The 24693-nt window shown below is 61.6% G+C and carries 22 protein-coding genes and 3 pseudogenes; 16 read left to right on the forward strand and 9 right to left on the reverse strand.

Going from position 1 to position 24693, the window contains the following annotated elements:
• Window positions 1-66: 66 nt before the first annotated feature.
• The 7 genes from J2J99_RS14055 (at window position 67) to J2J99_RS14085 (ending at window position 7897) form a co-directional block, all read left to right on the forward strand.
• Window positions 67-573 (forward strand): hypothetical protein, encoded by a 507-nt coding sequence (locus J2J99_RS14055; RefSeq protein ID WP_168300761.1) that lies wholly within the window; start codon window positions 67-69, stop codon window positions 571-573.
• Window positions 570-1736, forward strand: coding sequence for a class I SAM-dependent methyltransferase (locus J2J99_RS14060; RefSeq protein ID WP_168300760.1), 1167 nt, complete (start codon window positions 570-572; stop codon window positions 1734-1736). The genes J2J99_RS14055 and J2J99_RS14060 overlap by 4 nt, the downstream gene beginning before the upstream one ends.
• Window positions 1733-4093, forward strand: a complete 2361-nt coding sequence (locus J2J99_RS14065; RefSeq protein WP_168300759.1) for a SpoIIE family protein phosphatase — start codon at window positions 1733-1735, stop codon at window positions 4091-4093. Before J2J99_RS14060 ends, J2J99_RS14065 begins: the two co-directional genes overlap by 4 nt.
• Window positions 4094-4096: 3 nt before the next feature.
• A complete protein-coding gene (locus J2J99_RS14070; RefSeq protein ID WP_168300758.1) occupies window positions 4097-4657 on the forward strand; it encodes a slr1658 superfamily regulator in 561 nt (186 codons plus the stop codon).
• Between the two features lie 7 nt (window positions 4658-4664).
• A complete protein-coding gene (locus tag J2J99_RS14075; protein WP_168300757.1) occupies window positions 4665-5003 on the forward strand; it encodes a slr1659 superfamily regulator in 339 nt (112 codons plus the stop codon).
• 511 nt (window positions 5004-5514) lie between these two features.
• Window positions 5515-6453, forward strand: coding sequence for a sialate O-acetylesterase (locus J2J99_RS14080; protein ID WP_168300812.1), 939 nt, complete (start codon window positions 5515-5517; stop codon window positions 6451-6453).
• A 793-nt stretch (window positions 6454-7246) separates the two neighbouring features.
• The gene (locus J2J99_RS14085; protein ID WP_168300811.1) at window positions 7247-7897 is read left to right on the forward strand and encodes a hypothetical protein; all 651 of its coding nucleotides are present in this window, start codon (window positions 7247-7249) and stop codon (window positions 7895-7897) included.
• A gap of 243 nt (window positions 7898-8140) precedes the next feature.
• Here J2J99_RS14085 and J2J99_RS14090 read toward each other — a convergent pair whose 3' ends face one another.
• The 3 genes and pseudogenes from J2J99_RS14090 to J2J99_RS34020 form a co-directional block, all read right to left on the reverse strand.
• On the reverse strand, window positions 8141-8545 hold the full coding sequence (locus J2J99_RS14090) for a hypothetical protein (protein WP_168300756.1): 405 nt from the start codon (window positions 8543-8545) through the stop codon (window positions 8141-8143).
• 105 nt (window positions 8546-8650) lie between these two features.
• Entirely contained in the window at window positions 8651-11434 is a 2784-nt protein-coding gene (locus J2J99_RS14095) for a bifunctional diguanylate cyclase/phosphodiesterase (RefSeq protein ID WP_168300755.1), read from the reverse strand.
• 124 nt (window positions 11435-11558) lie between these two features.
• Window positions 11559-11743: pseudogene (locus J2J99_RS34020) on the reverse strand (hypothetical protein); the annotation flags it as partial.
• Between the two features lie 48 nt (window positions 11744-11791).
• On the opposite strand from J2J99_RS34020, the gene J2J99_RS14100 reads away from it, so the two are divergent.
• Window positions 11792-12394, forward strand: a complete 603-nt coding sequence (locus tag J2J99_RS14100) for a hypothetical protein (protein ID WP_168300315.1) — start codon at window positions 11792-11794, stop codon at window positions 12392-12394.
• A gap of 874 nt (window positions 12395-13268) precedes the next feature.
• Entirely contained in the window at window positions 13269-13655 is a 387-nt protein-coding gene (locus J2J99_RS14105) for a cupin domain-containing protein (RefSeq protein ID WP_168300308.1), read from the forward strand.
• 72 nt (window positions 13656-13727) lie between these two features.
• Here J2J99_RS14105 and J2J99_RS14110 read toward each other — a convergent pair whose 3' ends face one another.
• Window positions 13728-14177 (reverse strand): DUF4168 domain-containing protein, encoded by a 450-nt coding sequence (locus tag J2J99_RS14110; RefSeq protein WP_168300335.1) that lies wholly within the window; start codon window positions 14175-14177, stop codon window positions 13728-13730.
• 172 nt (window positions 14178-14349) lie between these two features.
• The gene (locus J2J99_RS14115; RefSeq protein WP_168300306.1) at window positions 14350-15213 is read right to left on the reverse strand and encodes a DMT family transporter; all 864 of its coding nucleotides are present in this window, start codon (window positions 15211-15213) and stop codon (window positions 14350-14352) included.
• An 86-nt stretch (window positions 15214-15299) separates the two neighbouring features.
• On the opposite strand from J2J99_RS14115, the gene J2J99_RS14120 reads away from it, so the two are divergent.
• Window positions 15300-16724 (forward strand): aminotransferase-like domain-containing protein, encoded by a 1425-nt coding sequence (locus J2J99_RS14120; protein WP_168300302.1) that lies wholly within the window; start codon window positions 15300-15302, stop codon window positions 16722-16724.
• Window positions 16725-17000: 276 nt separating this feature from the next.
• Here J2J99_RS14120 and J2J99_RS14125 read toward each other — a convergent pair whose 3' ends face one another.
• Both J2J99_RS14125 and J2J99_RS14130 read right to left on the reverse strand, forming a co-directional pair.
• Window positions 17001-17402, reverse strand: coding sequence for a response regulator (locus tag J2J99_RS14125; RefSeq protein WP_168300297.1), 402 nt, complete (start codon window positions 17400-17402; stop codon window positions 17001-17003).
• Between the two features lie 10 nt (window positions 17403-17412).
• Window positions 17413-19104: a sensor histidine kinase gene (locus tag J2J99_RS14130; RefSeq protein ID WP_168300293.1), complete on the reverse strand. Its 1692-nt coding sequence runs from the start codon at window positions 19102-19104 to the stop codon at window positions 17413-17415.
• A gap of 173 nt (window positions 19105-19277) precedes the next feature.
• Here J2J99_RS14130 and J2J99_RS14135 point away from each other — a divergent pair, with 173 nt between their 5' ends.
• Together J2J99_RS14135 and J2J99_RS34710 are read left to right on the forward strand one after the other, a co-directional pair.
• On the forward strand, window positions 19278-19652 hold the full coding sequence (locus tag J2J99_RS14135; protein WP_354565178.1) for a GNAT family N-acetyltransferase: 375 nt from the start codon (window positions 19278-19280) through the stop codon (window positions 19650-19652).
• A complete protein-coding gene (locus tag J2J99_RS34710) occupies window positions 19549-19809 on the forward strand; it encodes a GNAT family N-acetyltransferase (RefSeq protein WP_425526063.1) in 261 nt (86 codons plus the stop codon). Before J2J99_RS14135 ends, J2J99_RS34710 begins: the two co-directional genes overlap by 104 nt.
• Before the next feature lie 14 nt (window positions 19810-19823).
• Here the strand turns inward: J2J99_RS34710 and J2J99_RS14140 are convergent, their stop codons facing one another.
• Both J2J99_RS14140 and J2J99_RS14145 read right to left on the reverse strand, forming a co-directional pair.
• A complete protein-coding gene (locus J2J99_RS14140; RefSeq protein ID WP_168300289.1) occupies window positions 19824-20456 on the reverse strand; it encodes a Vgb family protein in 633 nt (210 codons plus the stop codon).
• A 28-nt stretch (window positions 20457-20484) separates the two neighbouring features.
• On the reverse strand, window positions 20485-21705 hold the full coding sequence (locus J2J99_RS14145) for a helix-turn-helix domain-containing protein (protein ID WP_168300286.1): 1221 nt from the start codon (window positions 21703-21705) through the stop codon (window positions 20485-20487).
• 115 nt (window positions 21706-21820) lie between these two features.
• Between J2J99_RS14145 and J2J99_RS14150 the strand changes: the two are divergent.
• The 4 genes and pseudogenes from J2J99_RS14150 to J2J99_RS14165 all read left to right on the forward strand — a co-directional run bounded on the left by J2J99_RS14150 (window position 21821) and on the right by J2J99_RS14165 (window position 24594).
• Window positions 21821-22619 (forward strand): annotated as a pseudogene (locus J2J99_RS14150) (DUF899 domain-containing protein).
• 5 nt (window positions 22620-22624) lie between these two features.
• Complete coding sequence (locus J2J99_RS14155) at window positions 22625-22978, forward strand: hypothetical protein (RefSeq protein ID WP_168300276.1); 354 nt, start codon at window positions 22625-22627, stop codon at window positions 22976-22978.
• A 74-nt stretch (window positions 22979-23052) separates the two neighbouring features.
• Window positions 23053-23238 (forward strand): annotated as a pseudogene (locus J2J99_RS14160) (DNA helicase); the annotation flags it as partial.
• A gap of 333 nt (window positions 23239-23571) precedes the next feature.
• On the forward strand, window positions 23572-24594 hold the full coding sequence (locus tag J2J99_RS14165; protein WP_168300266.1) for an LLM class flavin-dependent oxidoreductase: 1023 nt from the start codon (window positions 23572-23574) through the stop codon (window positions 24592-24594).
• Window positions 24595-24693: the final 99 nt, after the last annotated feature.

Consider the following 24693-nt stretch of genomic DNA (forward strand, 5'->3'; position numbering starts at 1 on the left):
GGCTTTTCGCCATGCTTATAGATCGCATGCAAATCTGACGCTCCAGACAGACGAAAGGAGGGTGTATTGGAAGAGGAAGCATCCCGCTTCGACGACCACGCATTTGTGCCGATGGTATCGCTGGAAATGAACGTTGCGATGTTCAAATCTCAATGGCAGTTTTGCGACGAGATCACCGAATATCTCTCCGACATTCTCGGCCAAGGTCACAGCGATCCCGCGCGCTACGGCAACTTTCTTTCAGTCGCGGCAAATGAACTCATCGAACTCGCTTTCCGTGCGACAAACGGACGCGGCAAGATAAGTTTCAACCTCGCTCGCAGCGCCACCTACAATCGGCTGCGAATTGCGTTCCCTTGCGATGAGGAGTTTCGCCGCAAGCACGTGGAGGCAGGATCCGGCGAAATCCAGCCTCGCCTCGACGACGGGTCCGGTCACCTGGTCACGACATCCGATGGTGCTTTGCTCAGCAATTTGGCGACTATATTCGGCGCCGCCATCCATATCGAGAAGGACGGCGCGGACAGGATCGGTATCATCGCCGATTTCCCCTCGGCCGAGGATTTTCAATGACCCTGCTGCCCTTCACCGTGCGGTTTGATCCGACAAATCAGGAGGTCGTTCTGTCCGGCAAGATGCGGCCCGAAAGTGCTGCCGAGATTGCCGATGCGCTCGAACTGGTCCGGCAGAGTTTGGAAAAATACAGCGGCATCGTCTACCTCAACGTCAAACGTCTGACGCATATCAACATGACGGCCTTCACCGCTCTGTGCGACATCCTCGCGGCCGGCTGCCGAACGAGGCCGGAACGGAACATCAAGATCGTTACCTCGAGCGTGATGGCATGGTCTGCCTCGCTGTTCGAAATGCTGGCGACATCGCTGCCGAACCTGTCGGTCGAGGTTTACGATTCGGCGTTTTATCCCGGCCAGAGTTTTGTCGAGGACGAGTCCTTCATTCCCATCCTGCGCACGCAGACGAAAATGACCTGGAGGCATGAGCGCGAACTCTTGCCGCGCCACGGTCTGCGCAGCGGACTTGCTATGGCGGATATCTGCTGCGGCATCGGTGATTTCGCGGCCCTGGTTCAGCGGGAATTCAAACCGGCGCGCCTTGTCGCACTGGATCATTCCGTGCGCAGTCTCGACTATGCCCGCAGGGTCGCAGCCGACTTCGATCTGCAAGGCATCGAATATACCTATGGCGACGCCTCCCAGATGCTTCTCAAAGACGATCAGTTCGACTTTGTCACCTGCCGGCACTCGCTGCAGATTTTCGACCGCCCCGAGATGCTGCTGCGGGAGCTTTATCGCATCTGCAAGCCCGGCGGCCGTGTTTACATCACGAACGAAAAGAATTCGCACTGCCTGGGCGAGCCGCACGCCGAATCGATAAAATGGACTTACGAGGAAGTCGCCAAGCTGTTCAGCCACTTCGCCATGGATGTCGAGATGGGACCGAAAAGCCGCCATCTTCTCCTCAACGCCGGCTTCGATGACATCAAGGTCGACTGCTTCATGGTGACGAATCTCGACGGCGATCCCCAGGACTTCGCAGACATCATCGAAGCCTGGGAAAATGTCTATGCAGGCGAGATGGCGGTGCGCCGCGGCGACTCGGCGGATTTCATTCGCCGTTTCCGGCAGGGATTCAAGGATCACGTCTTTGCCGCCCTTCACCCCAAGGGTTATGCCGGCTGGCCGATCTGGGCAGCCTCTGGTCGAAAGCCGCTATGATGGACGAGCACGTATCGAAGAGACCGGTGGGACTTGGCTCGTTTCGAGCAAAGTTCATCCTGGTCGTCGGCGGCGCCGTCCTCTTTGACCTGCTGGTCAGCGGTGGCCTGGCACTCTGGAACGTTCAGAGGCTGTCGCGCGATGCAACGCTCGAGGTTGGCCAGGGCCTTGAAGCCGCAAGTCAGGAATATATCCGCACCTATGCCGACTCCACTGCGGCCCAGGTGAATTTGCTGCTGCGGCAGGTTCACAATGACGTCGACACTCTTGCAGGCGTGCTGCAGTCGCAGATCGACAATCCCGCTCGCAATTCCGATGTCGGCACGGCGATCGCCCGCACATCTCCCGGCAGCGTCAGCCTGATTTACGACGAAAGGGGAAAATGGTCTCAGAACGCGCCCGGCTCCGCTTCGGTCGTCAGCGTCTGGGGTTACCTGCTCGGCGAGGACCACCAGCCGAGGCCCGACATTGCGCGCGATATAGAGACAAGCGCGGTGCTCGACCTCGTTGCGCCCAGCCTGCTGCAGCATGGCGCCTCAAAACTGCAGATGTATTACATCGGATCGAAAGAACGGCCGATCTTCAGGACCGCGCCCTACACCGACCAGGCCCAGACCTTCGACCGGCTCTATCCCGGCCACAACGACGCGAATTTCTGGGACTTCTTTTTCCCCGGGCTTTATGAGTCCTGGCAGAGCTGGGCCAAGAATGGGGAAAGCCGGCCGGTCGCCGAAGACATCACCCAGACGGCGCCTTATACGGATGCCATTACCGGCAAGCTGATCGTCAGTTTCTTTCATCCGCTCTGGACAGCCGACAGGAAGGATGTCGCCGGGACGGCCGGCGCCGATATTACGCTCGATCAACTCGCCCAGACCGTGGAAAACGTCAAAGTGGCACAGTCCGGCTTCGGATTCCTGGCAATGTCCGACGGAAACGTTGTGGCAATCAACGCCACGGGCGAAAAGACGCTCGGCCTGGTTTCTGCGAGCGATGCCAGCGGAACCGGCGTGACCGGGCTGGAGCGCTCCCTGAAAGGAAGCTCACAGCCGGCCATCGCGAAACTGGCGCTCGACCGCGAACAGGGCATTCAGCACCTGCTGTTGCAGCGAGACGGCAAAGAAGTTCCCTATATCGTCATCGTCAAGAAACTCCCTGCGACCAATCTCTGGTCTAGCGGCCCGGTTCGGCAAGAGGCGATGCTGCTTGGAGTGGTTGTGCCGGAACGGGAAATCGACGCCTCCCTCTATGCCGCCCAGGCCAAGATTTCCGAGGCCACCAACCGGATCGTGATCTACCAAATCCTGGCAATCCTGATGTCGCTGCTGATCGTGACGATCGCTGTGTTTGCGGCTTCGAAGCGCATCACGAGCGGGATCAGCGCCCTTGCCGGCGCCGCCAAGCGGATCCAGGCGCAGGACTATTCCGTCAGAGTGGCGATAACGAGCAAGGATGAGGTCGGTGCCGCCGGTGAAGCCTTCAATAGGATGGCCGAACAGATCAGCTATCACACCGAAAATCTCGAACAGCTGGTCGAGGAACGAACGGCCCAGATCGAAGATGCCAAGGAAGAGATCTCGGCGCTGAACGCACAGCTTCAGCGGGAAAACCGCCGGCTTGGAACGGAACTCGCCGTTGCTGAGCGAATCCAGCTCATGGTTCTGCCGCTGCAACAGGAACTGGAAGACTTTCAGGACATCGAGATCGCAGCCTATATGCGACCCGCGGAAGAAGTCGGCGGTGATTATTACGACGTCCTGAAGAACGGCAGGCGGTTGAAGATCGGCATCGGCGACGTCACCGGCCATGGGCTCGAAAGCGGCGTGCTGATGCTGATGGTCCAATCCGTCGCCCGCGCCCTGCAGGAAGCAGGAAACACCGACGCTGTCGAATTTCTGGCCAATCTGAACAGCGCCCTGTTCAAAAACATCGAGCGGACCAGGATCGACAAGCATCTGACCCTCGCCTTTCTCGACTATGACGGCAAAGACATGATCCTGTCAGGACAGCACGAGGAAGTCGTGATCGTGCGGGCGAACGGCGAGATTCAACGCATCGACACCATGGATCTCGGCATCCCGATCGGGTTGGAAGCCGATATTTCCGCTTTCATCAAAACCCGCGAAATCGCGTTCGAGAAAGGCGACCTGATACTCCTGCACACCGACGGCGTGACAGAAGCCGAAAACGATGCGGGAGAATTGTTCGGCATCGAACGCCTGTGCCGAGAAGCGCTCCGCTTGAAGGATCAGAGCGCTGAGAAAGTCGTTTCGGAAATTGTCGCGACTTTAATGCTCTTTATCGGATCACAGAAGATCTACGACGACATCACGCTTCTCGCAGTGCGGCATAGGTGAGACATGACGGCCAAAACATACGGTCTCGAATCTCTAGTGGACATCAGCTTGGATTCAGGCGCTCGCCTCACGCTGAGCGATGGGCCGCTTCAGCTTGGATGGCGGCATTCGGGAATGACGTCGGACTTCATCGCCGAGATCATGGCTATGCCCTATTCCCGTTCGCGGAAGGATTACCTGCAGGCGCATCATGACATCGGATATCTCAGTAACGAGCTGATCGAAAACGCAGTCAAATTTCGACAGCCCGGCGAGATCTTGATCGAAGCCGGCATGGTCGAGGGAAGCTTTTTGATCAGGGTGCGGAACGCCATCGACAGTGAGACATCGTCTCGCTTTCAACAGCTCCTGCAACGCCTGCAATCCAAGGAACCGAGCGTTCTGCTTCTTGAGCAAATCGAAACCAACGCCATATCGTCAGCAGGCGGTTCCGGCCTGGGTTTGCTGACCCTTCTGAGCGATTACGATGCAAGAATGGCATGGACATTCGAAGAAAATAACGACCAGCACATCATACTGACGACGACGGCAGCCGTGGCGATGCCACCCTCCTCCAATTTGTGAGCCAAGAATGGAAATCAGCGACGAAAACTTCCGCGTATGGGCGGAGAAGAATGAAGTCTTTTTCGACGGCGTGTTCCGCCTGGCGGGGCCTGATGCCTATGCGCCGATTTATTCATTGATAACAACCCTCCTTCACGATGGGCACAAGCAGGTGACCTTCGACCTGACCGGTCTCGAATTCCTCAATTCCTCGGGCATCAATCTCCTGGCGAAACTGACGATCGAAGCAAGGAAAATGGGCGACCTTCTGCTTATTGTGAAAGGCACCAACCAACATCCCTGGCAGGCGAAATCACTGCCGAATCTGAAGAAGTTGCACCCGCTTCTCGATTTGCGCCTGGCCTGAGTTGGAGCGAACCCGTTTCGGCCGGAGTTTGAGGGGTGATGACCACCCCGATCTCCGCCATGCTCGGCCTTGAGCTGCCTCGAGCCGAGCATCCATACGGTTCACTAGGCCAGCGGCATGGGTCCTCGGGTCAAGCCCTGGTCAAACTTGGCCGCCTCAAAAAGCATGCCGCATCTCTGATGGTAACCGGTGCTCCGCTCCCAGTCGTCCCGCCGCCCTGATCTGCGGCCGCAACTCCATGAACGAGCAACTACCTCCGTGAAAGTGTATGCTGTAGCCGGCACAATCTCTCACCCAATCGGATGATTGGAATTACTGGTCCGGACTATAGCCTAAAACCTTCCGACGACTCGACGCGAGATGTCGGTGATCGGGCTCGATCTTCGCGACGCACTTTTTATTTAAGGAGCATGCCCGAGCAAGCAGATGTGGCTGGTGTAAAGGAGCCTTCATGGATGGAGCAGCCATGAACGGTCCGTAGGCCCATCGGACGATGCCCAAAGGCAACAACATGCGCAAAACAAAAGCAATCGGCCTAACGGCCTTGATCGCCCTGTATCTTGTCGGCGGCTTCAGCGCGAGACATGGAATCTTTCCTTGGCCGCAGCTTTCCGCGTTGAGGAAAATGGTTGGCGCAGAGAAGGCGGCGGCGTCAAGCCGTTATACTTTCGACGACAAGGAACGACTCATCGGGGATGAATCAAAAGCGTCCGTGACCTGCCCGACGCAAACTGATCGAACTGCTGTCTTGCTGCTTCTTGGTCAATCGAACGCCGCCAACGAGGGCGGACAACGGTACCGGTCACATTATGGGGCTCGCGTGGTAAACGCCTTTGACAAACGGTGCTTCATCGCGGCATCGCCGCTTCTCGGATCGACCGATGCCAAGGGAGAGTACTGGACGCTTCTCGCCAACGAATTAATCGAATCGGGACAAAATGACAGCGTCATCCTCGCACCTCTCGCCTATTCCGGATCTGAGGTCGCCCGATGGGCGGCAGGCGGTGACCTCAATGCTGTGCTGATCGAAACAACGAAACAGCTTCAGGCTTCCGGCTACCGGGTAACGAGCGTTCTCTGGGTGCAAGGAGAAAAAGACCTCGTTATGGGAACCACTGCGGAGGCCTATCGGGAATATTTCCTGTCGATGGTCGACACATTGCGTCAGCACGGCGTCGAGGCACCGGTTTACATTTCGATCGCATCGAAATGCCTCGAACCGAGCAACGGCGGCTTCAAGGAGCATTTTGCAGACAATCCGATCGTACGGGCGCAACTGTCCCTGCCAAAAAGCGGGCACGGTATCCGAGAGGGCGTAAATTCTGACGCGCTACTCGACGGAGACGACCGCTACGACGATTGCCATATCGGGGGCACCGGCGCGGAGAAGGTCTCGCTGGCCTGGCTGAACCTGCTGCGCGGCGATCGCCGACCAGAAACCTCGCGATAGTCTTCGCGCCCTATACAAATCAGACAGGATTCTACTCCACGTAAGCGTTCCGGCCCACTTGCTAGGGGCTGTCCCGTTCCGCGAGCGCGGTGAGCGCCGGACTCAAAAAATGCCCCGCCGAGACGGGGCAAGTCTGGCAACGAACCACACGGAGGAACACCGTGCGATCCTACTGTATTAACGAAAGGGCGCCTGCGAAGTTCCCTTAGGGTTCCGGACTGAGGGTCGCTACTCGCACCACTGATTCCTTTGGTAAGGTCGCGCGAATCTTCCTGCAGGACCGGAGTTCTACAAGCGAAATGCCCCGCCAGGACGGAGCATTTCGTATTACATGATGCCGCCTTAGCGATACCGCACGGAGGGGCGCGGCAATTTAAGAATGACATAGTCCGAAAAATCTTCAATTTACCTGAATTTACTAATCCGTCCGCGGAACTAGTCTTGCATTGAGATCAACTTGACTTAGGGTCTGACCCAACATTTCTGACATTACCTACGCGGCTCGGAATTGGCCAAATCGTCATCCGGTCACGTGAGTCCGGATCCGCAGACAGCCAACGCTCATCGCAGAGGCGGCGCCTCTGCAGGTCCTATCCTTTTGAGCCGCAGAGATCGGCCGAGACGATCGGCGCAACCACTCCGGCGATCAGGAGCGGCTGCGTCGCCTAGGACCATAGACGGTACCCTGAACCGGACCTCAGTCCGATGTGCAAGGCGCGATAGCAATCTATCCTTCAAATTAGTTCACGTCGTGCGGCGCACGGCATCTGATGGTTCCATTCGGAGGAGAGCGATGCGGATAGCAACCTTAGCGTCCCTGGCTGTGCTTTCGCTGGCAGTTGCAGCAAGCCCGGCAACAATTGTCGGGCTCGACATGGCTGCACTTGCAAAGGACGGCGGCAATGGTGGCGGGGGCGGCAGCGGCGGCGGACATGGCGGCGGCAACGGCGGCGGTCATGGCGGCGGCAACGGAAACGGTGGCGGGCGGAGCAGCGGTTCCGATCATGGCAACTCCAAATCGCAATCCGTGAGAGGCAAATCATCAGAGGCGCCGGGTAAATCCCAATCCGGCAAGACGGACATCGCAACCACCAGCAAGAAAGAGAAGAATCTTTCGGCGCAGATGGCCGGCCTGAATTCCTTGAAGCGGAATTACCGGGCTCTGATGAACACATCCGACCCGCGCATGGCCGCCATCTCGGCCTATGCCGTGGCTTATGCCCAATATGAAATCGATAACGGAATCGAGCCTTCTGCCGACGATCCCCTGCTGGGCGATCAGGCGCTGGAGGATGCCTTGGCTTCAGCAACCAAGACCGGCGAGGTCAGCCCGGCGGTTCTGGACGAAGCCAAGACCATTCTCGGGGTTGGCGACGCCGACGGCAAGATTGATCAGATCCGTACCTCGCTCGAGAACGCCGCGTCGGCGACGTCAGATGAATAGCCACGAGTGAGTTGCGAGCGGTGCGAAGCCACCGGAATAGCTTCGCACCGAACTATAGGAGCATTTCCGATTTTGTTTGAGTTCGGAAATGCTCTATTTTTTTGCCAACTCACCGGCAGGCCCAAAAAGGCCGCGATCTCCGCACCGACACTGAAGATATCCGTCCTTAAGGTGCCTCTCATTCGGCTGCCGCAATCAACCGGGTCGAGACCCGTGGCTCGATCCCGGTTGGGCTAGGGGCAGTTATCGGTACGAATGCATGACGGAACTCCGATCCTTCGCTCCATATATCTCCGCAGAGCCGCAAGTTGGCTGGACGATCGCGTAGGTCGCTTCGGCAGATGCGTTCGATCGTCGCAAGGCCACAATCGCATCCTGGGGTCCTTTCCAGCGATCAGGAAGTTTCGAACGCTCCCAGATAGCGGACAGCTGCCCAGATCCGGCACTGCCTTTCAAAATCTCGGTCACCTCGAACGTCACCCGCACCTTGGAGCGCATTTCCAAGAGGTCATAGCTGATCAGCGTTCCGCGAATGATCAGATCGGCCTCGAACAGACCGGAGAACATTGGACGAGGCACGGCGCACGCATGCGCGCTCACCGGGGCGGTGCTGATGACTAGCAACGTTGACAGCAGCAATCGCTTCATTCAGCCACCATATTTATGCGAAAGCTTTATCGAACCCCAGTCATGACAATGCGTCAAGCTCGTGAGGCGTTTCGGTGCTGGCCTGCTTTCCGAACCCTCTCACTCTCAAGCCGCCTTCCCAACCACCGCCTCGCCCATCGCCTGCGGCTTGCCGAGCAGATAGCCCTGCGCCTCGTCGCACTGTTCTTCGAGCAGCGTATCGAGCTGCGCCTGCGTCTCCACGCCTTCGGCCAGCACCGGCACTTCAAGGCTGCGGCCAAGCGCCAGGATGGCGCGGACGATGGCCTTGGATTGGGGGCTGGTCTCGACCTCGGCCATGAAGCTCTTGTCGAGCTTGATCTTGTCGAAGGGGAAGGAGCGCAGCGTTTCCAGCGAGGAGTAACCGGTGCCGAAATCGTCGATGGCGATCGAGACGCCGAGCGCCTTGATCTCCCGCATCGTGCGCAGCGCCTTCTCCTTGTCGACGATGATCGAGCTTTCGGTGATCTCGATTTCAAGACGGTGCGGGTTCAAGCCGGTCTCAGCGAGGATGGCTGAGATGACGGCAGCCATGTCGGCATGGCCGAGCTGGACCGGCGACAGGTTGACGGCGATCTTGTAGCCGTTGTTCCAGCTCGCCGCCTCCCGGCAGGCTTCCCTGAGCACCCACTCGCCGATCGGCAGGATCGCGCCGCATTCCTCGGCAAGCCCGATGAAATCCATGGGCGGAATGTTACCGCGTTGGTGATGCCGCCAGCGCAACAGAACCTCGTAGCCGGTGATCTCGCCGGTGCGCACCGATTTCTGCACCTGATAATGCAGATGCAGCTCGTTGCGGTCGATCGAGGCCCAGAGGTCGTTAGCAAGCGCGCGGCGGCGGCGCGCATTCTCGTCCATGGCCGCCTCGTAGAAGCAGACCCTCTGCAGCAGCGATTGTTTGGCGCGGTACATGGCAAGATCGGCGTTGGCCAGGAGGCCGTCGACGCTATCGGCATCGCTCGGATAGATCGCAACGCCGAGGCTGGCGCCGGTCTTGATCTCGAAGCCGTCGATGGCAACGGTGCCGGTGAGCGCGCCTTCCAGGCGCCCGATGAAATCGTGGAGCGCACTCAGCTCATCGAAGCGCTTGGTGGCCGCGAACTCATCTCCCCCGAACCGCGCGATGAACTCGCCCTCCTGCCGCGCAGCATCGAGGCGCCGGGCAAGCTCGACCAGCACCTTGTCGCCGGTGGCGTGGCCGTGCTGGTCGTTGACCTCCTTGAACTTGTCGAGATCGATGCCGATGACGGCGACATTGCCCCTCACCCGGTCGGCGATCATCATCTCTTCCGCAACGCTCTCGCCGAATTGCAGCCGGTTCGGCAGGCCCGTCAGCCCGTCATGCTTGGCGAGGAAGGCGACCTGCTCCTCGGATTTCAGCCGATCGGTGATGTCTTCGAAGGTGACGACCCAGCCGCCATTGGCAAGCATTTTGACATGCTGCTGGATCGAATTGCCGCTGGCATATTTATGGACGGCGCTGCCGACGCCGGAGCGGATCAGCGCCATGTTCCTGATATAATGCGCCTCGGCGAGTGCCGCCGCTTCCGCCGCACCGTCGATATTGGCGGCATAGCCGACGTCGACGATCTCACGATAGGTCATGCCGGGCCGCACCGAACCCTCGGGAAAGCGGAAGATTTCGAGATAGCGCTTGTTGCAGAGCACCAGCCGCTCGTTTTTGTCGAACATGCAGATGCCCTGCCCCATGTTTTCGAGCGCGACATCGAGATTGCGGGTAACCTCGGCGATCCGGTCGGCATCCGCCTTCTGCTTGCTGTTGTCCTTGGTGATCTTTGCAAAGCCGACCAGCTCGCCGGCCTCGTCATGGATCGCGTCGATGACGACATGGGCCCAGAAGGACGAACCGTCCTTGCGATAGCGCCACCCCTGGGCTTCGAACTTGCCCTCGCTGCGGGCGGTCTCGATCGCCCGCAACGGCAGGCCCTTCCGGCGGTCTTCTTCCGAATAGAACAGCGAGAAATCCTTGCCGACGACCTCTTCGGCGCTGTAGCCCTTGGTGCGCTCGGCGCCGGCATTCCAGTTGCTCACCTTGCCGTCGGGATCGAGCATGTAGATGGCATAATCGGTGACGCCCTGCACGAGCAGCTTGAAATTGCGCTCCGCCCTCGCCGCCTTGGTCTCCGAGCGCACGGCGAAGATGGCCGCCGCAAAACCCGCCGCCAGCAGTGAAAAGGTGACGGCGGCGATCGTCACCACCATGATCGCGGGCGAAATCAGCGTCGCGGGATCGAGCGATACCACGCCCGGCGTGACCGTCACGCCCGCCATCGCGGTGAAATGCAGCGCGACGACCCCTGACGTCAACAGAAGTGTGGGCGCAAGCCCGCGCAAGATCGGCCGCTCGCCCCTGCCCGCAAACCGAAAGGCGGCGATCGAAAAGGCGATTCCGAGACCGATCGACGCCGTCACGAACTGCTTGTCCCAGGAAATCGTTCCGGGGAATTCGATGGCCAGCATGCCGGTAAAATGCATCGACGCAATGCCGGCGCCGAAGAGCACGCCCGCCAGAATATTCGCCACCCACCTGTCATAGCCGATCTTCGCCGCAACCGCGCCGGCCGTCGCCACGATCGCGACCAGCAGCGAGACCAGCGTCAGCCCGGCATGATAGCCGACGACGACACCGGGATCATAGGCCAGCATGGCAACGAAATGCGTCGCCCAGATCCCGAAACCACCCGCCGCCCCCGCCGTCAGCAGCCACACCCACCGCGCAGCACCCGCGCACGATGTCGCCCGATCGAGCAGAACCATCGCGCAATGGCTGGCGAGAAAGCAGATCAAACCCGCAAGCCCGACAAGCGTGAGATCATGCTGCTCGGTGATGCATGTCAGAACGGTGAACATGGAAGAGGACCCTCGATTTGCGGGTCACACGCTATGGGGCGGGCGCTTAAGGAAGGTTGAAATGAAGCGGGCGGCGAGTGCGGAAATGCCGGTGTTTGGGAGGGTTGGGCGTGGGGTTGTAAGATTAGGGTTTATCGCGGGTGTCTTGGTATGGTGAATGGATTTTCGACTGATGCGGAGGGCGAGGTTCGGCGAAATGGGACTTCGCCTGCCCCACCGCGACAGGGTGCAGGCAGATCCGATACGCGTCGATCAGGCCAAGTTCGGTCAGGCTGTGGGGAGCTCCGGGCCGGCGACTTCGATCTCCCCAATTTCACCCAAGCACTGTGGTAGCGGACGTGGATGAGGGAATCCGGGATGCCGATCTTGCTAAGAAATCTGTCGTTACTGGTTGGAATAACGTTGGCGGTGCCAGCCTTTGGCAATTGCTTAACCGCCAATGAGACCAAACAGGGCGTGCTGCTGACCAGAGAAGCGCCTTTCTATTCCGTCTTCTACAAGCCGGACGGCCCGGTCCTCACCGAACAACGGCTGATGGAGCGCGACGGCTCGCTGCAGCCGGTGTCGGCTGTCTATGTGCACCCCTTGCTCGTCGAAAAGAGAGTGAGCGCCAGCGGGACGCATGAGCTGAAATACGCGAATGCGATTGCGTTGGACGATCTACCTGAGAAGAAGAACTGGCAATCCGACACCACGCTTTTCATCAATGGCAAAGAATCCGATTCGGGCACGACTTCTATGAGGTTCGACGGCTGGGGAGAGGAAACGATTGCATCTTGTTCCTACAAAGTCTGGGCCATCAACAGCCGTCTGAAACTGACGGAATTGCCTCCGATCATTTTCGAACAATACTATTCCCCCGAGCTTCATCTCGTTCTTCGTTCGGTAAGGCTGAGCACCGCCAACCAGCCACTGAGCGAGGTTCGATTTGATCGGTTCCAAATTGGCTGGGGCAACTAGGGGGACGTCCCCTCTATCATCTCAGAAAGCCCGCTGGGCGCTCCGTCCCTGCCTAAGGCTCTCTCGTCGCGAGTCGATCGTGATCCGAATTTTGTCGGTAGCTATACGGTCGAGCCGGACGAACTAAGCGCATCAACCAGCGTTCGACGTCGGGTTCGATCGGGGCGGAAGCCGGCGGACGGCTCGGCCGGACTACACCGTAAATGCACAGCAGCAACGTCTGCATGATGCAAGAAGCGACGCAGCGTGCTTCGAGGCTCCGTCCTCTCGGGCTGCGCACCTCAGCATGAGCGGCGTTGAAGTATACCGCGCTGGTAATCGCAGGCGCAGATGGATAGCACGCTCTCAAAGAGAGCCTGATCCTGAGGTGCCCCACAGGGGCCTCGAAGGACGAGGCGGGTGTGCGGACATCAGGTGCAATAAGCCAAGCCCGCGCTCCGGACCAGCGCACGCAGCACCATTTCTTCATCGCCCTTCAGCGCGCCTCACACTCACTCCTCCAACTCAACAATCGCACACCCATACCCCTCAAGCTCCAGCCTCCCCGCCACCAAGTGACGCAGAAGATATTTGATTTCGAGTCATCGGGCGGGGTGACGGATATTGCGACGCTTAATGTGAGAGGTTCTTCTACGTCTGTGGCTTGAGGTGAGAGGGCGCGTAGGGATCTCGAGGAAGTCGCGGCGAAGGCGCGTGCAAAATCCGCGACGCGGTCCGCGTAAGAAGAGTCCCGTTCTTACCGGAAACCCCAGCCGGGTTGCGGATACATTTGCTTACAGAAATACCGCTTTCCCGACACATGCCTGGTTCAATCATCGACTGAAATGGCGATGCGGCCGATGCGCCGCAATGTCAATTCAGGAAGGATGACACGATGAAAATGACCCAGGCGATAGCGCTCGCCCTTCTCCTCGGCGGCGCGGCGACGGCGCATGCGGAACAGCCGCTGCAGCGCACCGACCTCGTCAGAAGCGATATCGATGCACCCGGCCACGAGGCCGTTCAGGTGCGGGTCGATTTCGCCCCGGGCGTTCTTGCGCCCAAGCACGCGCATCCGGGCGAAGAAATCGCCTTCGTTCTCGAGGGCACGCTGGAGTACCGGCTCGACGGTCGGGAGTCGGTGACGCTGAAGGCTGGCCAGTCGCTGTTCATTCCCTCCGGCCTGGTGCATTCGGCCAGGAATGTCGGCAGCGGCAAGGCTTCGGAGCTGGCGACCTACGTCGTCCGCAAGGGCGAAGCGCTGGTCGTGCCCGCCAAGTGAAGCCATGCCGGCATTGGGGCGGGCGCGGGCAGCACTCTCCGCGTGGCCCCCGCCCCTTGGCTCAGTTTAAGCCTATTGCTGCGGCTGCGCCGGCGGCGGGGTGCCGATCTTTTCCAGAACCTTCTTGGCGAGCGCCGGGTCGCTCTGCGCGGCCGTCAGGATCGACGAATATTCCTCGACCGAGATGTCGTTGGAGGCTTGCACGGTGTCGACCATCTGCTGCTTGGCTTCTTCCTGCAGCTTCTGCTTGGCAGCCTGGTCCTTGGTCGCGTCGATCTTGGCCGAATATTGCTGCCGGACCTTGTCGACCTGCAGATAGGCAACGGCAAAGGCTTCCAGCTTCTGATCGCTGACGGGCGTCGCCGTACCAGTGCCCCCGCCCTGCCCCTGCATCGGCGCCTGGCCCTGTGCCGGCGGTTGCTGTTGCGCCTGGGCAAGCTCGGTCGCAGATGCCGGGCTGAATGCAAGCAGGCTGAACACCGCGGCGGTCATCGTTGCGAGGGATGTGTAACGAGTGATCATTTTCATTCCTTTTCCGGTGATTTGGACGGCAGCAAAGCCGCTTCGGTCGATCGCTCAGCGCTCAAAAAGGCTGGCGAGGTCGCGACGATGAAGCCGGAAAAGGGCTCGGTGCGGCGGTAACGGGGCCATTTTCTGACCATTGAGCGGCGGCTTTGTGGCCCGGACTCAACCGCTACCGCGCAAACCGGCGCGCCCCGGCGACGCAGAGAATGACGGCGACCGTCACGGCGAGCATGATCCACGTGACCGGTTCGTGCAGCAGGGTTGCGGCGAGCGCCAGGCCGAAAAACGGCTGCAGCAGCTGCAGCTGGCCCACGGCGGCAATACCGCCTAGCGACAGGCCGCGATACCAGAAGATGAAGCCGATCAGCATCGAAAACAGCGAGACATAGGCAAGACCGATGAGTGCGGGCGTTTCGATGCCGGCAAAACTCGCCGGCCGATGCAAGAAAGCGACCGCCACCATCACCGGCAGCGACAGCACCAGCGCCCAGGAAATCACCTGCCAGCCGCCGAGCGTGCGTGAAAGCCTGCCGCCTTCGGCATAGCCGAGGCCACAGGCGACGATCGCCGCCAGCATCAAGAGATCGCCGACCGGCGAGGCCGTCAGGCCCTGCGTCAAGGCAAAACCCGCCACCAACGCGCTGCCGAGGCCGGAGAAGAGCCAGAATGCCGGCTTCGGCCGTTCTCCGCCGCGGATCACCCCGAAGATCGCTGTCGACAGCGGCAGCAGACCGATGAAGACGATGGAATGGGCCGACGTGACATGCTGCAGCGCCAGCGCCGTCAGCAGCGGGAAGCCGACCACGACGCCGAGTGCGACGACGACGAGGGAGATGAGATCGCGCCGGCTCGGCCGCTTTTCGCGGAAGGCGATCAGCAGGCCAAGCGCCAAAATTCCGGCGATCGCCGCCCGCGCGACGGTGAGGAAGACCGGATCGAACTGCATCACCGCCACGCGCGTCGCCGGCAGCGATCCGCTGAAGATCAGCACGCCGATAAAACCATTGATCCATCCCGATGCCATGCGGTCCATGATGCACTCCTTGTCTTGTCGCCCCCTTATCGGCCGGTATGGCTGGTTATGACAGGGACAGTCTGATACGGTTCGGCAAAACTGTTATGGTGCAGGAAGCAGTACGGATGGATGAGGGCACAGCGGCGCGCACCCGCATCGACATGGTCGTCGCGACGATCCGCCAGCGCATCGCCGGGCGCAGCCTGACGCCGGGCGCCAAGCTGCCCTCGGTGCGGGGGCTGGCGGCGACGTTGAAGCTGTCGACGTCGACCGTCGTCGATGCCTATGAGCGCCTGGTCGCCGAAGGCGCGATCCTGGCAAGGCCGGGTTCCGGCTTCTATGTCGCCAACCAGGCGGCGCCCTTTGCGCTTGCCGAGGCCGGACCGAAACTCGACCGTGCCATCGATCCGCTCTGGATATCGCGGCAATCGCTGGAGGCAGGCGAGAGTGATCTGAAGCCCGGCTGCGGCTGGCTGCCGCCTGCCTGGCTGCCCGAGGAAGCCGTGCGCCGTGGGCTCCGGACGCTTTCGCGTGCCGATGGGCGGGCGCTTGCCGACTACGGCCAGCCGCTTGGCCTGCCGCCGCTGCGCCAGCTGATTTCGCGGCGCATGGGCGAACGCGGCATCGAAGCCTCGCCCGATCAGATCATGCTGGCCGAATCCGGCACCCAGGCGATCGATCTGCTCTGCCGTTTCCTGCTGGAAGCGGGCGATACGGTGCTGGTCGACGACCCTTGCTACTTCAACTTCCATGCGCTGCTGCGCGCCCATCGGGCCAAGATCGTCGGCGTCCCCTACACCCCGTCCGGCCCCGATATCGAGCTGTTTGCCCAGGTGGTCGCCGAACACCGGCCGCGGCTCTACATCACCAACTCCGCCATTCACAACCCTACCGGCGCGGTTCTGTCCCCCGTAACCGCCCACCGGCTCCTGAAACTCGCCGAACAGTTCGATCTCACTATCATCGAGGACGATATCTTCGCCGATTTCGAATATTCGCCGGCGCCTCGCCTGGCCGCCTTCGACGGGCTCGAGCGGGTCATCCATATCGGCAGCTTTTCGAAGACCTTGTCTGCTTCCGCCCGCTGCGGCTTCGTCGCCGCCAAGGCGGAATGGGTCGACGGCCTGACCGACCTCAAGATCGCCACCTCCTTCGGCGGCGGCCGGATGGCAGCGGAACTGGTGCTGAACGTCTTGAGCGACGGCAGCTATCGCAAATATATGGAGACGCTGAGAAACAGGCTTTCCCGGGCGATGGGCGAGGTCTCGGCCCGGCTGAAAGACCTGGGCATAACGCCTTGGCTGGAGCCGTCTGCCGGGATGTTCCTCTGGTGCCGGCTGCCCGATGGCGTCGATGCGGCCGACGTGGCGCGGGCCGCGCTGGAGAGAAAGATCGTGCTTGCCCCCGGCAATGCTTTCAGCCTGTCGCAGTCGGCGACGAATTTCATGCGGTTTAATGTGTCGCAGACACTGGATACGGGGGTATTCGAGGTGCTGGGGGATGTGCTGGGGAGGCAGATGAAGGGGTGAGCGAACGCACTCGCCGATGCCCGTCGCTCGCGCTCCGGGCATTCGCTCCTATCGTCGCTCACCCCCTCATCTGCCTGCCGGCATCTTCTCCCCGCTGGGGAGAAGGGGTGTGCGGCAGCGTCTCGCCCTTCCTAAAGAAGCGTGGTTGGTAAACAAGGAAGTGGCCGCACGCTCCCCTCTTCGCCCCACCGGGGGAGAAGGTGGCCCGCAGGGTCGGATGAGGGGGCGGCACGGCACGCCCTTCATCATCATCACCCCGCTTAACACCCCCACACCTCAAAACGACCGATTGAGCGCCTTGTCGTTCTCCAGGCGCGTCACGCAGCCCTCCAGCTTGGCGAGCAGCAGGTCAAAGTCGAGCGGTTTGGTCAGATAGTCGGCAGCTCCGGCGCGCAGGCCGGCGAGCGTGTTTTCCCGGTCGGTCAGCGCCGTCAGCATGATAAAGGGAATGTTGGAGAGTTCCGGGTGATTGATCTGGATTTCCGCCAGCAGCTGGTGCCCGTCCATGACAGGCATGGAAATATCGCTGATGATGATGTCGGGCCATTTTGACAGGATCATTTCCAGGCCTTCGGCGCCGTTCGAGGCCTCAAGCGTCTTGTAGCCGGCTTCGCTCAACTCTTCGACGAGGAGATTCCGGATCTCGATTTCGTCTTCTATGCACAGGACGGTGACCATGAGCTCTTCCTTAAGCTGCGACTTGTTGATCCGACAATAGAATCTCTATTGGCAGAGAAATGGTGAATGTTGTGCCCTTGCCAAGCTCGCTCGTCACTTCGACGCTGCCGCCATGCAACTCGACGACCTGCTTGACGAGGTTGAGGCCGATGCCGGTTCCGGCAATGCCCGTGGCGCTGCGAGCCCGGTAGTAGGGTTGGAACAGCTTGGGCAGATCATCCGCATCCATGCCGATGCCACTGTCGGCAATGGCGATTTCCACCATCTTTTCGTCAACCCGAGCGCGAACATAAATGTCAGGCGCATTGGGCGAATATTTGACCGCATTAGAAATCAGGTTGCTGAAGACCTGTTCCATCGCGCTGCGATCGAAAGTCATTACGTCAGGCATCAGCTCGAGATCGAGATGGAAGACGTGCGAGCGGCTGAGCTCGCGCTGTCTGTCACAGCAGCCGGCGAGCAGGGCCTTCAGATCGCCTTCGCTCCGCTTCAGGATGATCTGTCCGGTTTCCAGCCGACCGCTGGCGAGAATGCTCTCCATCAGATCGACCATGCGCACCACCGCGCTTCGGATCACCCCGGCTTTTTCGCGAACGTAGTCGCCGCTGACATTGGTTGTCGAGCGGCAGAGCCGCTGGGCAGCGGCATCGATGATGGCAAGCGGGGTTCGAAATTCGTGCGACGCCATGGCGACGAACTGGCGCTGGAGCGCGTTCACCTGTCGTTCGTGTGCCAGCAGGCGGTCCAGCTCCGCCCTTTGCCTTTCGATTTCGGCCGTCCGATCGGCCACTATCTCTTCCAGGTGATTACGGTGGTGGGTGAGCTCAGCCTGGCTGTCGATCAGAGTCAGCGACGTGCGATGCAGTCCCCGCCCAAGCCAGAACACCGCGGCGATCAGCAGCGCAAGGCAGCCGAGCCCGGCCGGCGCGATCTGCTGAAGCAACATGAGGCCCGGCCGGATCGGCTTCCAGACAAGATGGCCGACCGTACCGCCGCCATGAGAGGATACAGGCACCTGCGCTCGCGCGCCGCTCTTCGACGCGGCAAGATGCATCCCTTCGAGCCGCGCATAGTGGGCGATCCTTTCGACGGCCGTTGCGTCGATGAACTTGACCGAGATGGCGATGAACTCCTGGCCCGCCTCGATTTGCATCCTTGTCGAGCTCGGCAGAATGGGACGCGCGCTCGTAATCGCCGGCCTGCTGCCGATCATCAGCGTGCGAACCCTGGCCATCTGGCCAAGCGGTTCGCCGCCGGGCTTTTTGGGCTCGAGGAGAGCAGCCCGCATCTCGCCGGCCAATGCCGTCATTTCCTCGCCGTCATCGCTACCGAGGCGCGGCGGCATGGCGTCGGCTCCGTCGCGAAACGCAAACATCAGGCGGTTGCTATCGTCGAAGATGTAGGTTCTGTCGTGCCCGAAATACCGGCTGGTCCAGCGGCCGACATTGTCGAGCAGCCATTCGTGGTTCCGCTGCTTGGCATAAAGGAAGGCGTCGTCCCATTTGGTGACGCTTTCCTGCTCCCGGGGAAGCGCGTTGATCTGCTCTTCTAATCCCTGGGCCACGAAGTCCGCCTGTCGGCGCAGGTAGAAATCATCGACCTTCACCGCGGCAAGCCACGCAAATCCGCACAGCAACATGGCCGCCGCGCAGGTGAGTGTCACCAGGACCAGGGTAATGTGCGATGTGAGCCTGACCTTCAATCCCCGCAGCCCTTTGATGGCGCCCCTTTACCTGAAAATTGACACGCAAAGGTTGACGGACCATGAATTGCGCTCGGCGCACGGTTAGGCATGGCCCATGACTAATGCCCTTGCCTGCCTTGCCGCTCAGCCGCAGATTGGCACCATCATCTGCCCTTGAAGGAGAAGAGAGCATGGGCGCAGGAGCGTTGGATATGTCGAGCGTCAGGATCGAACCGATCGCTCCCGCCCATATCGATAGCTTTCATCGCGCGCTCGACACCGTCGCACGGGAGAAGAAATACCTTTCGATGTTGGAAGCAACTCCCTTGCCGCAGACCCGCGAGTTCGTGATCGGCATGACTGCCAAAGGCAACCCGCAGTTCGTTGCCTTGATTGCAGACGAGGTCGTTGGCTGGTGCGACATCAGCCGGCATTACTTCCCATCGCACGCCCATCGCGGAAATCTCGGAATGGGCATCCTTCCCGCCTATCGGCAGAGGTCTGGGACGAATGCTCATCGAAACGACATTGAGAGCCGCGCAAGAGATCGGTTTTATCAGGGTTGAACTCGATGTTTACGAAGACAACAGCCGCGCGATCGCTCTCTACGAAAGAATGGGGTTCGTGCGCAAGGGCATAATCCGGCGCGCGGCGCGCATCGACGGCCGGTTCATCGATGCGATCGGCATGTCGCTTTTGTTCGATAAGGATCGGTCGGCATAAATCGGCAGGCGCCGTTACCCCGGCCGGCGCACCGCCCGTATTCTACCGCTGCCCCCTCCGCCGCAGAAGAAGCGGTCGGCGCCGTCGGATTCGAGGCCGGAGACGCCGGCGCCTTCCGGCATATCCAGCCGTTCCAGCACGTCTCCGCTATCGGGATCGATGCGCCTGACGTCGCTGTCGTCGCCTTCCCAAGTGCCGTGCCAGAGCTGGCCGTCGACCCAGGTGACGCCGGTCACGACGCGGTTGGATTCGATGGTGCGCAGGATCTTGCCGGTCTCTGGATCGATCTGGTGGATCCTGCGGCCGCGATGCTGGCCGACCCAGAGCGTGCCCTCGGCCCAGGCAAGGCCGGAATCGCCGCCATTGCCGGGCGCGGGGATGGTGGAAAGGATGCGGCCGGTCTTCGGGTCGATCTTGTGGATGACATCCTCGGCGATCTGATAGAGGAATTCACCGTCGAAGGCCGTTCCGGCATGGGAGGCGACCTCGATCGAACGCACCACCTCGCCGCTTTCCGGATCGAGCGCGTTCAGCCTGTCACCCGAGGCGAACCAGACGTGCCGGCCGTCGAAGGTGACGCCGTTGACGCGGTCAGCGCCGGGAAAAGGCCCGTATTCACGCAGGATCGTTGCAGCCGATTTCTTCATCTCTTCCTCCTCATGGATTTGCCCCATCTTAGTCGCTCGGCAGCGGACCGGGGAGTAACAAGATCGTCGGGAAAGTTGCGAGTGGCGGGCTCAGCCAGCGGCGCGCCCGCCCGCGCCCGAGCGATTGCGCCTTGCCCTCCCCGGCCAGCACATCCAGCGCCCGCTGCACGGTGCGCGGGCTCGCGCCGAGCGCGATCGACAGCGCCGAAGTCGACCACGCCTCGCCATCGGCCAGAAAGGCGAGCACCGCCGCATGTGGTCCTTCGACGAGCGGTGCCAGCACCGCGATCTCGCCGGCGCCGCGCGGCGTGAGGTGAAAGCCGCGCTTCGTCGCCGAAACCTCCGCAAGGCCCTGCAGGGCGGCGCGCAGCCGGCCGATCTCGACGCGCAGCCGGGCGCGATGCGATTCATCGGCATGCTTCCCGCGGAAGGCACGCGCGATCAGCGCACCGCGCACGACATCGCCAGGCCATGCCTCGGCAAGCGCGCGGGCAAGGGCGAAAAGCACCGGCCGCGTCGCCAGCGGCACGACGGTATCCCCCTTGCGCACGACATGGCGGCAAGCATCGACGACCAGCGTCTCCCCGGAAAACAGCGCCTCCACCTCGTGAAGCAGCAGCGGGCGCTCGCCGTCAGGTGAAATCAGCCGCGCCGCCGGCATGTCGAGCACACGAGCGGCGGCTTCGACCTCCGCCGTCAGCGCCGGGATATCTGCTTGCTGCGCCGAAAGCCTTGCGCGCTCGAGCGACGCGCGCGCCGCCTCGGTCCGGAGTCGACGAACCGCGATGCCGGATGCCACGAGCTCATGGGCGGTCCGCAAGGCCGGCGGCAACGGCGTCGGGTCGAGCGCGCCGAGCGCTCGCTCGGCCTCATCGAGCCGACCGATCAGCACCAGCCGGCGGATGGCGATATTGCCGGCATGGGCGGCATTGACCCTGTCGCCGCGGGCCTGAAGCGTTGCCCGCGCCGCCTCCAGCGCCTTGACCGGCCAGATGAGGTCGCGAGAGGCGAGCGCGATCTCGGCCTCGGCGACGACGCAGCGGGCGCGGGCGACCGCCTCGCGCGGGCCGAAGGCGCGCGCCGCACCCTTCAACAGCGCCTTGGCGCGGACGAGATCGCCGAGTTGTGCCATGGCGATGCCGCGCAGCGCCAGCGCCGGCGCATCGTCGCGCAGCGCCACCCGCTTCAGCGCGCCGAGCGCGTCCCCAGATGCCAGTGCCCGCGCGGCGGCGGTGATCAGCGAGTCCATTCAAATCCCGTCATACTTGTCACTCCCGCCATTTCCTGCCCGTCGGTAATCTTCTCGCAACCGGCCGGATAAGCCGCCGGATGCTACGACAATTGGCAAGCAAAGGAGAAGACCCATGACCGGTGAACTGAACGCAACGCGCGAGCGCTGGCTGGCGGCAAGACTCGACCTGCTCGAAGAGGAGAAGGAACTGACGCGGCGAAGCGATGCGCTGGTCCTCAAGCGCCAGCAATTGCCGCGGGTGAGGATAAATAAGCGATACCGCTTCGACACCGAGAACGGCAATGCCTCGCTGCAGGATCTCTTCGGCGGGCGCTCGCAGCTGCTCGTCTATCACTTCATGTTCGGCCCGGATTACAGCGCCGGATGCCCCTCCTGCTCCTCGATCGCCGACGGCTTCAACGGTTTCTTCGTCCACCTCGAAAACCACGACGTCGCCTTCTGGGCGGTCTCGCGCGCACCGCTTGCAAAGCTTCAGGCCTTCAAAGCAGCGCATGGACTGGAGCTTTCCCTGGGCTTCCTCCGCCGGCAGCGATTTCAACAGCGATTTCAGCGTCTGGTTCAGCGCCGAGCAGCAGCTGCGCGGCGAGATCGAATACAACTACCGCCGCGAACCGCCCGCCCCTGAACCGCGCGCAGCCAGGCCCGTTGCCGAGTGGGAGCAGCCGGATGGCGAAAGCCCGATCGGGCAGATTGCCGCCATGACCGGCACCGACGTGCCCACCTATGTCCGCGACCGGCCGGGTGTCAGCGCCTTCGAGCTGATCGACGGCGCCGTCTACCACAGCTATTCCAGCTACGCACGCGGACTGGATGGGCTCTGGGGCATGTACCAATGGCTCGACCGCGCGCCCAAGGGCCGCAACGAAACCGGCATCTGGTGGCGCCACCACGACCGCTACGGCAAGGGGTGAGACCGATGCTGCTCTCTAGCCACGGCTCGAAAAGCGGCAGCGAAACCGGCCGCAGCGCGGCCTTCAATACGGCCGAATGGCTGTCGATGTCCGCGACCGCTGACGGGGCGGCCGCCAAGCCGGCCAAATCCGCCCGGAGCTGGCCGGCCGCCGAATGGCTGTCGCTCGCCGCCGCGCCGACCTTCGCGATCATGGCACTGCTGACGGCCGCCACCGGCAGCACCGAAATGATATGCATGACGGCACCGGATGCCTTTCCGATCAGCGGAATGGTGCCGATGTATCTGCTGATGAGCGGCTTTCATCTCGCGCCATGGCTGCGGCTTGTCGCAAGTTGGCAGGCCGTGAGCCGCAGATAACCGATCATCCGCCCTCCTGCCGGCATCTCCCCCTTGTGGGGCGATTCCGGCAGGGCAGAGGGGCCACTTGGCCCATGCTCGACCAGAAGCGGGAAAATCCGGAACTCGCGGCCCAGGTCGGCACTCTGAAGGTTTTCGCGCGCCAACACGGCATGATCACGGTCTTAATCGCTCAGATCGACCGATTCTTCGAGATGGCGCAAAAAACTTTGCCCGGCATCGGCGACATCAGGCTGTCAAACCCGCTTGACCTGCATCTGCCCCGGTCGCAGGTCTCACGCCTGGCCCGCGACCGGGTGTTTGCGAGCGGACCGATTCGCGCCTCCGGCGTGAAAGCCAGGTGGCGGACCTCGCTCCGCTGCGCCCCTTTAACTTAGGGCGGGCATGAGCGGACGCGATAACCCTTTCGAGTATTCTGGTCGATGTCTGCTAGCTGTAGAGCGCCCACCGGGCACGACGAGACCGAGGGGAGGCTCGGCACCAGGCACACGACAGCGCCGATGCGCCGCACCTCGGTTCCGATTGTCATGCAACCCGAAACTGTGCCATGACCTGTCGACCTCAGACACAACGGATCAAGGTGCGGTATCAGCATGAAAAAGATCGGATTCCTTTCGTTCGGGCATTGGACGCCCTCGCCGCAATCGCAGACGCGCTCGGCGGGCGACGCGCTGCTGCAGTCGATCGACCTTGCCGTCGCAGCCGAGGAACTCGGCGCCGATGGAGCCTATTTCCGTGTACATCATTTCGCCCGCCAGCTGGCCGCCCCCTTCCCGCTGCTGGCCGCTGTCGGCGCGAGAACCAGCCGGATCGAGATCGGCACCGCCGTCATCGACATGCGCTACGAGAACCCGCTCTATATGGCCGAGGATGCCGGTGCCGCCGACCTGATCGCCGGCGAGCGGTTGCAGCTCGGCATCAGCCGCGGCTCGCCCGAGCAGGTAATCGACGGCTGGCGTCATTTCGGCTATGGCCCGCCAGAAGGCCAGAGCGATGCCGACATGGCGCGGCGCCACGCGGAAGTCTTCCTTCAAGTGCTGGGCGGCGAAGGTTTTGCCAAGCCGAACCCGCGGCCGATGTTTCCCAATCCGCCTGGCCTCCTGCGTCTCGAACCGCATTCAGAGGGCCTGCGCGAGCGGATCTGGTGGGGCGCCAGCTCCAACGCCACCGCCGTCTGGGCGGCAAAACTCGGCATGAACCTGCAGAGTTCGACGCTGAAGGACGACGAGACGGGCGAACCCTTCCACGTCCAGCAGGCCGCCCAGATCCGCGCTTATCGCGAGGCCTGGAAGGAAGCCGGCCATACCCGCCAGCCGCGCGTCTCGGTCAGCCGCAGCATTTTTGCGCTGGTTGATGAGCGCGACCGCGCCTATTTCGGCTATGGCGGCGATGAAGGCGACAAGATCGGCTTCATCGACGAGAAGACCCGGGCGATCTTCGGCCGCAGCTACGCCGCCGAGCCGGACGTGCTGATCCGGCAGCTCGCCGAAGACGAGGCGATCGCCGAGGCCGACACGCTGCTGCTCACCGTGCCCAACCAGCTGGGCGTTGCCTACAACGCCCATGTGATCGAAGCGATCCTCACCCACGTCGCCCCGGCGCTCGGCTGGCGCTGAGGCGGCGTCGGGACCTTACTGCCGCGTCGGGCGTTGATGCTCCGAGCCTTGAATCGATCGCGTGACGACCGACTTATGGCTGTAGTCAAACCGCTCGAG

The organism is Rhizobium binae, assembly GCF_017357225.1.
GTDB lineage: Bacteria > Pseudomonadota > Alphaproteobacteria > Rhizobiales > Rhizobiaceae > Rhizobium > Rhizobium binae.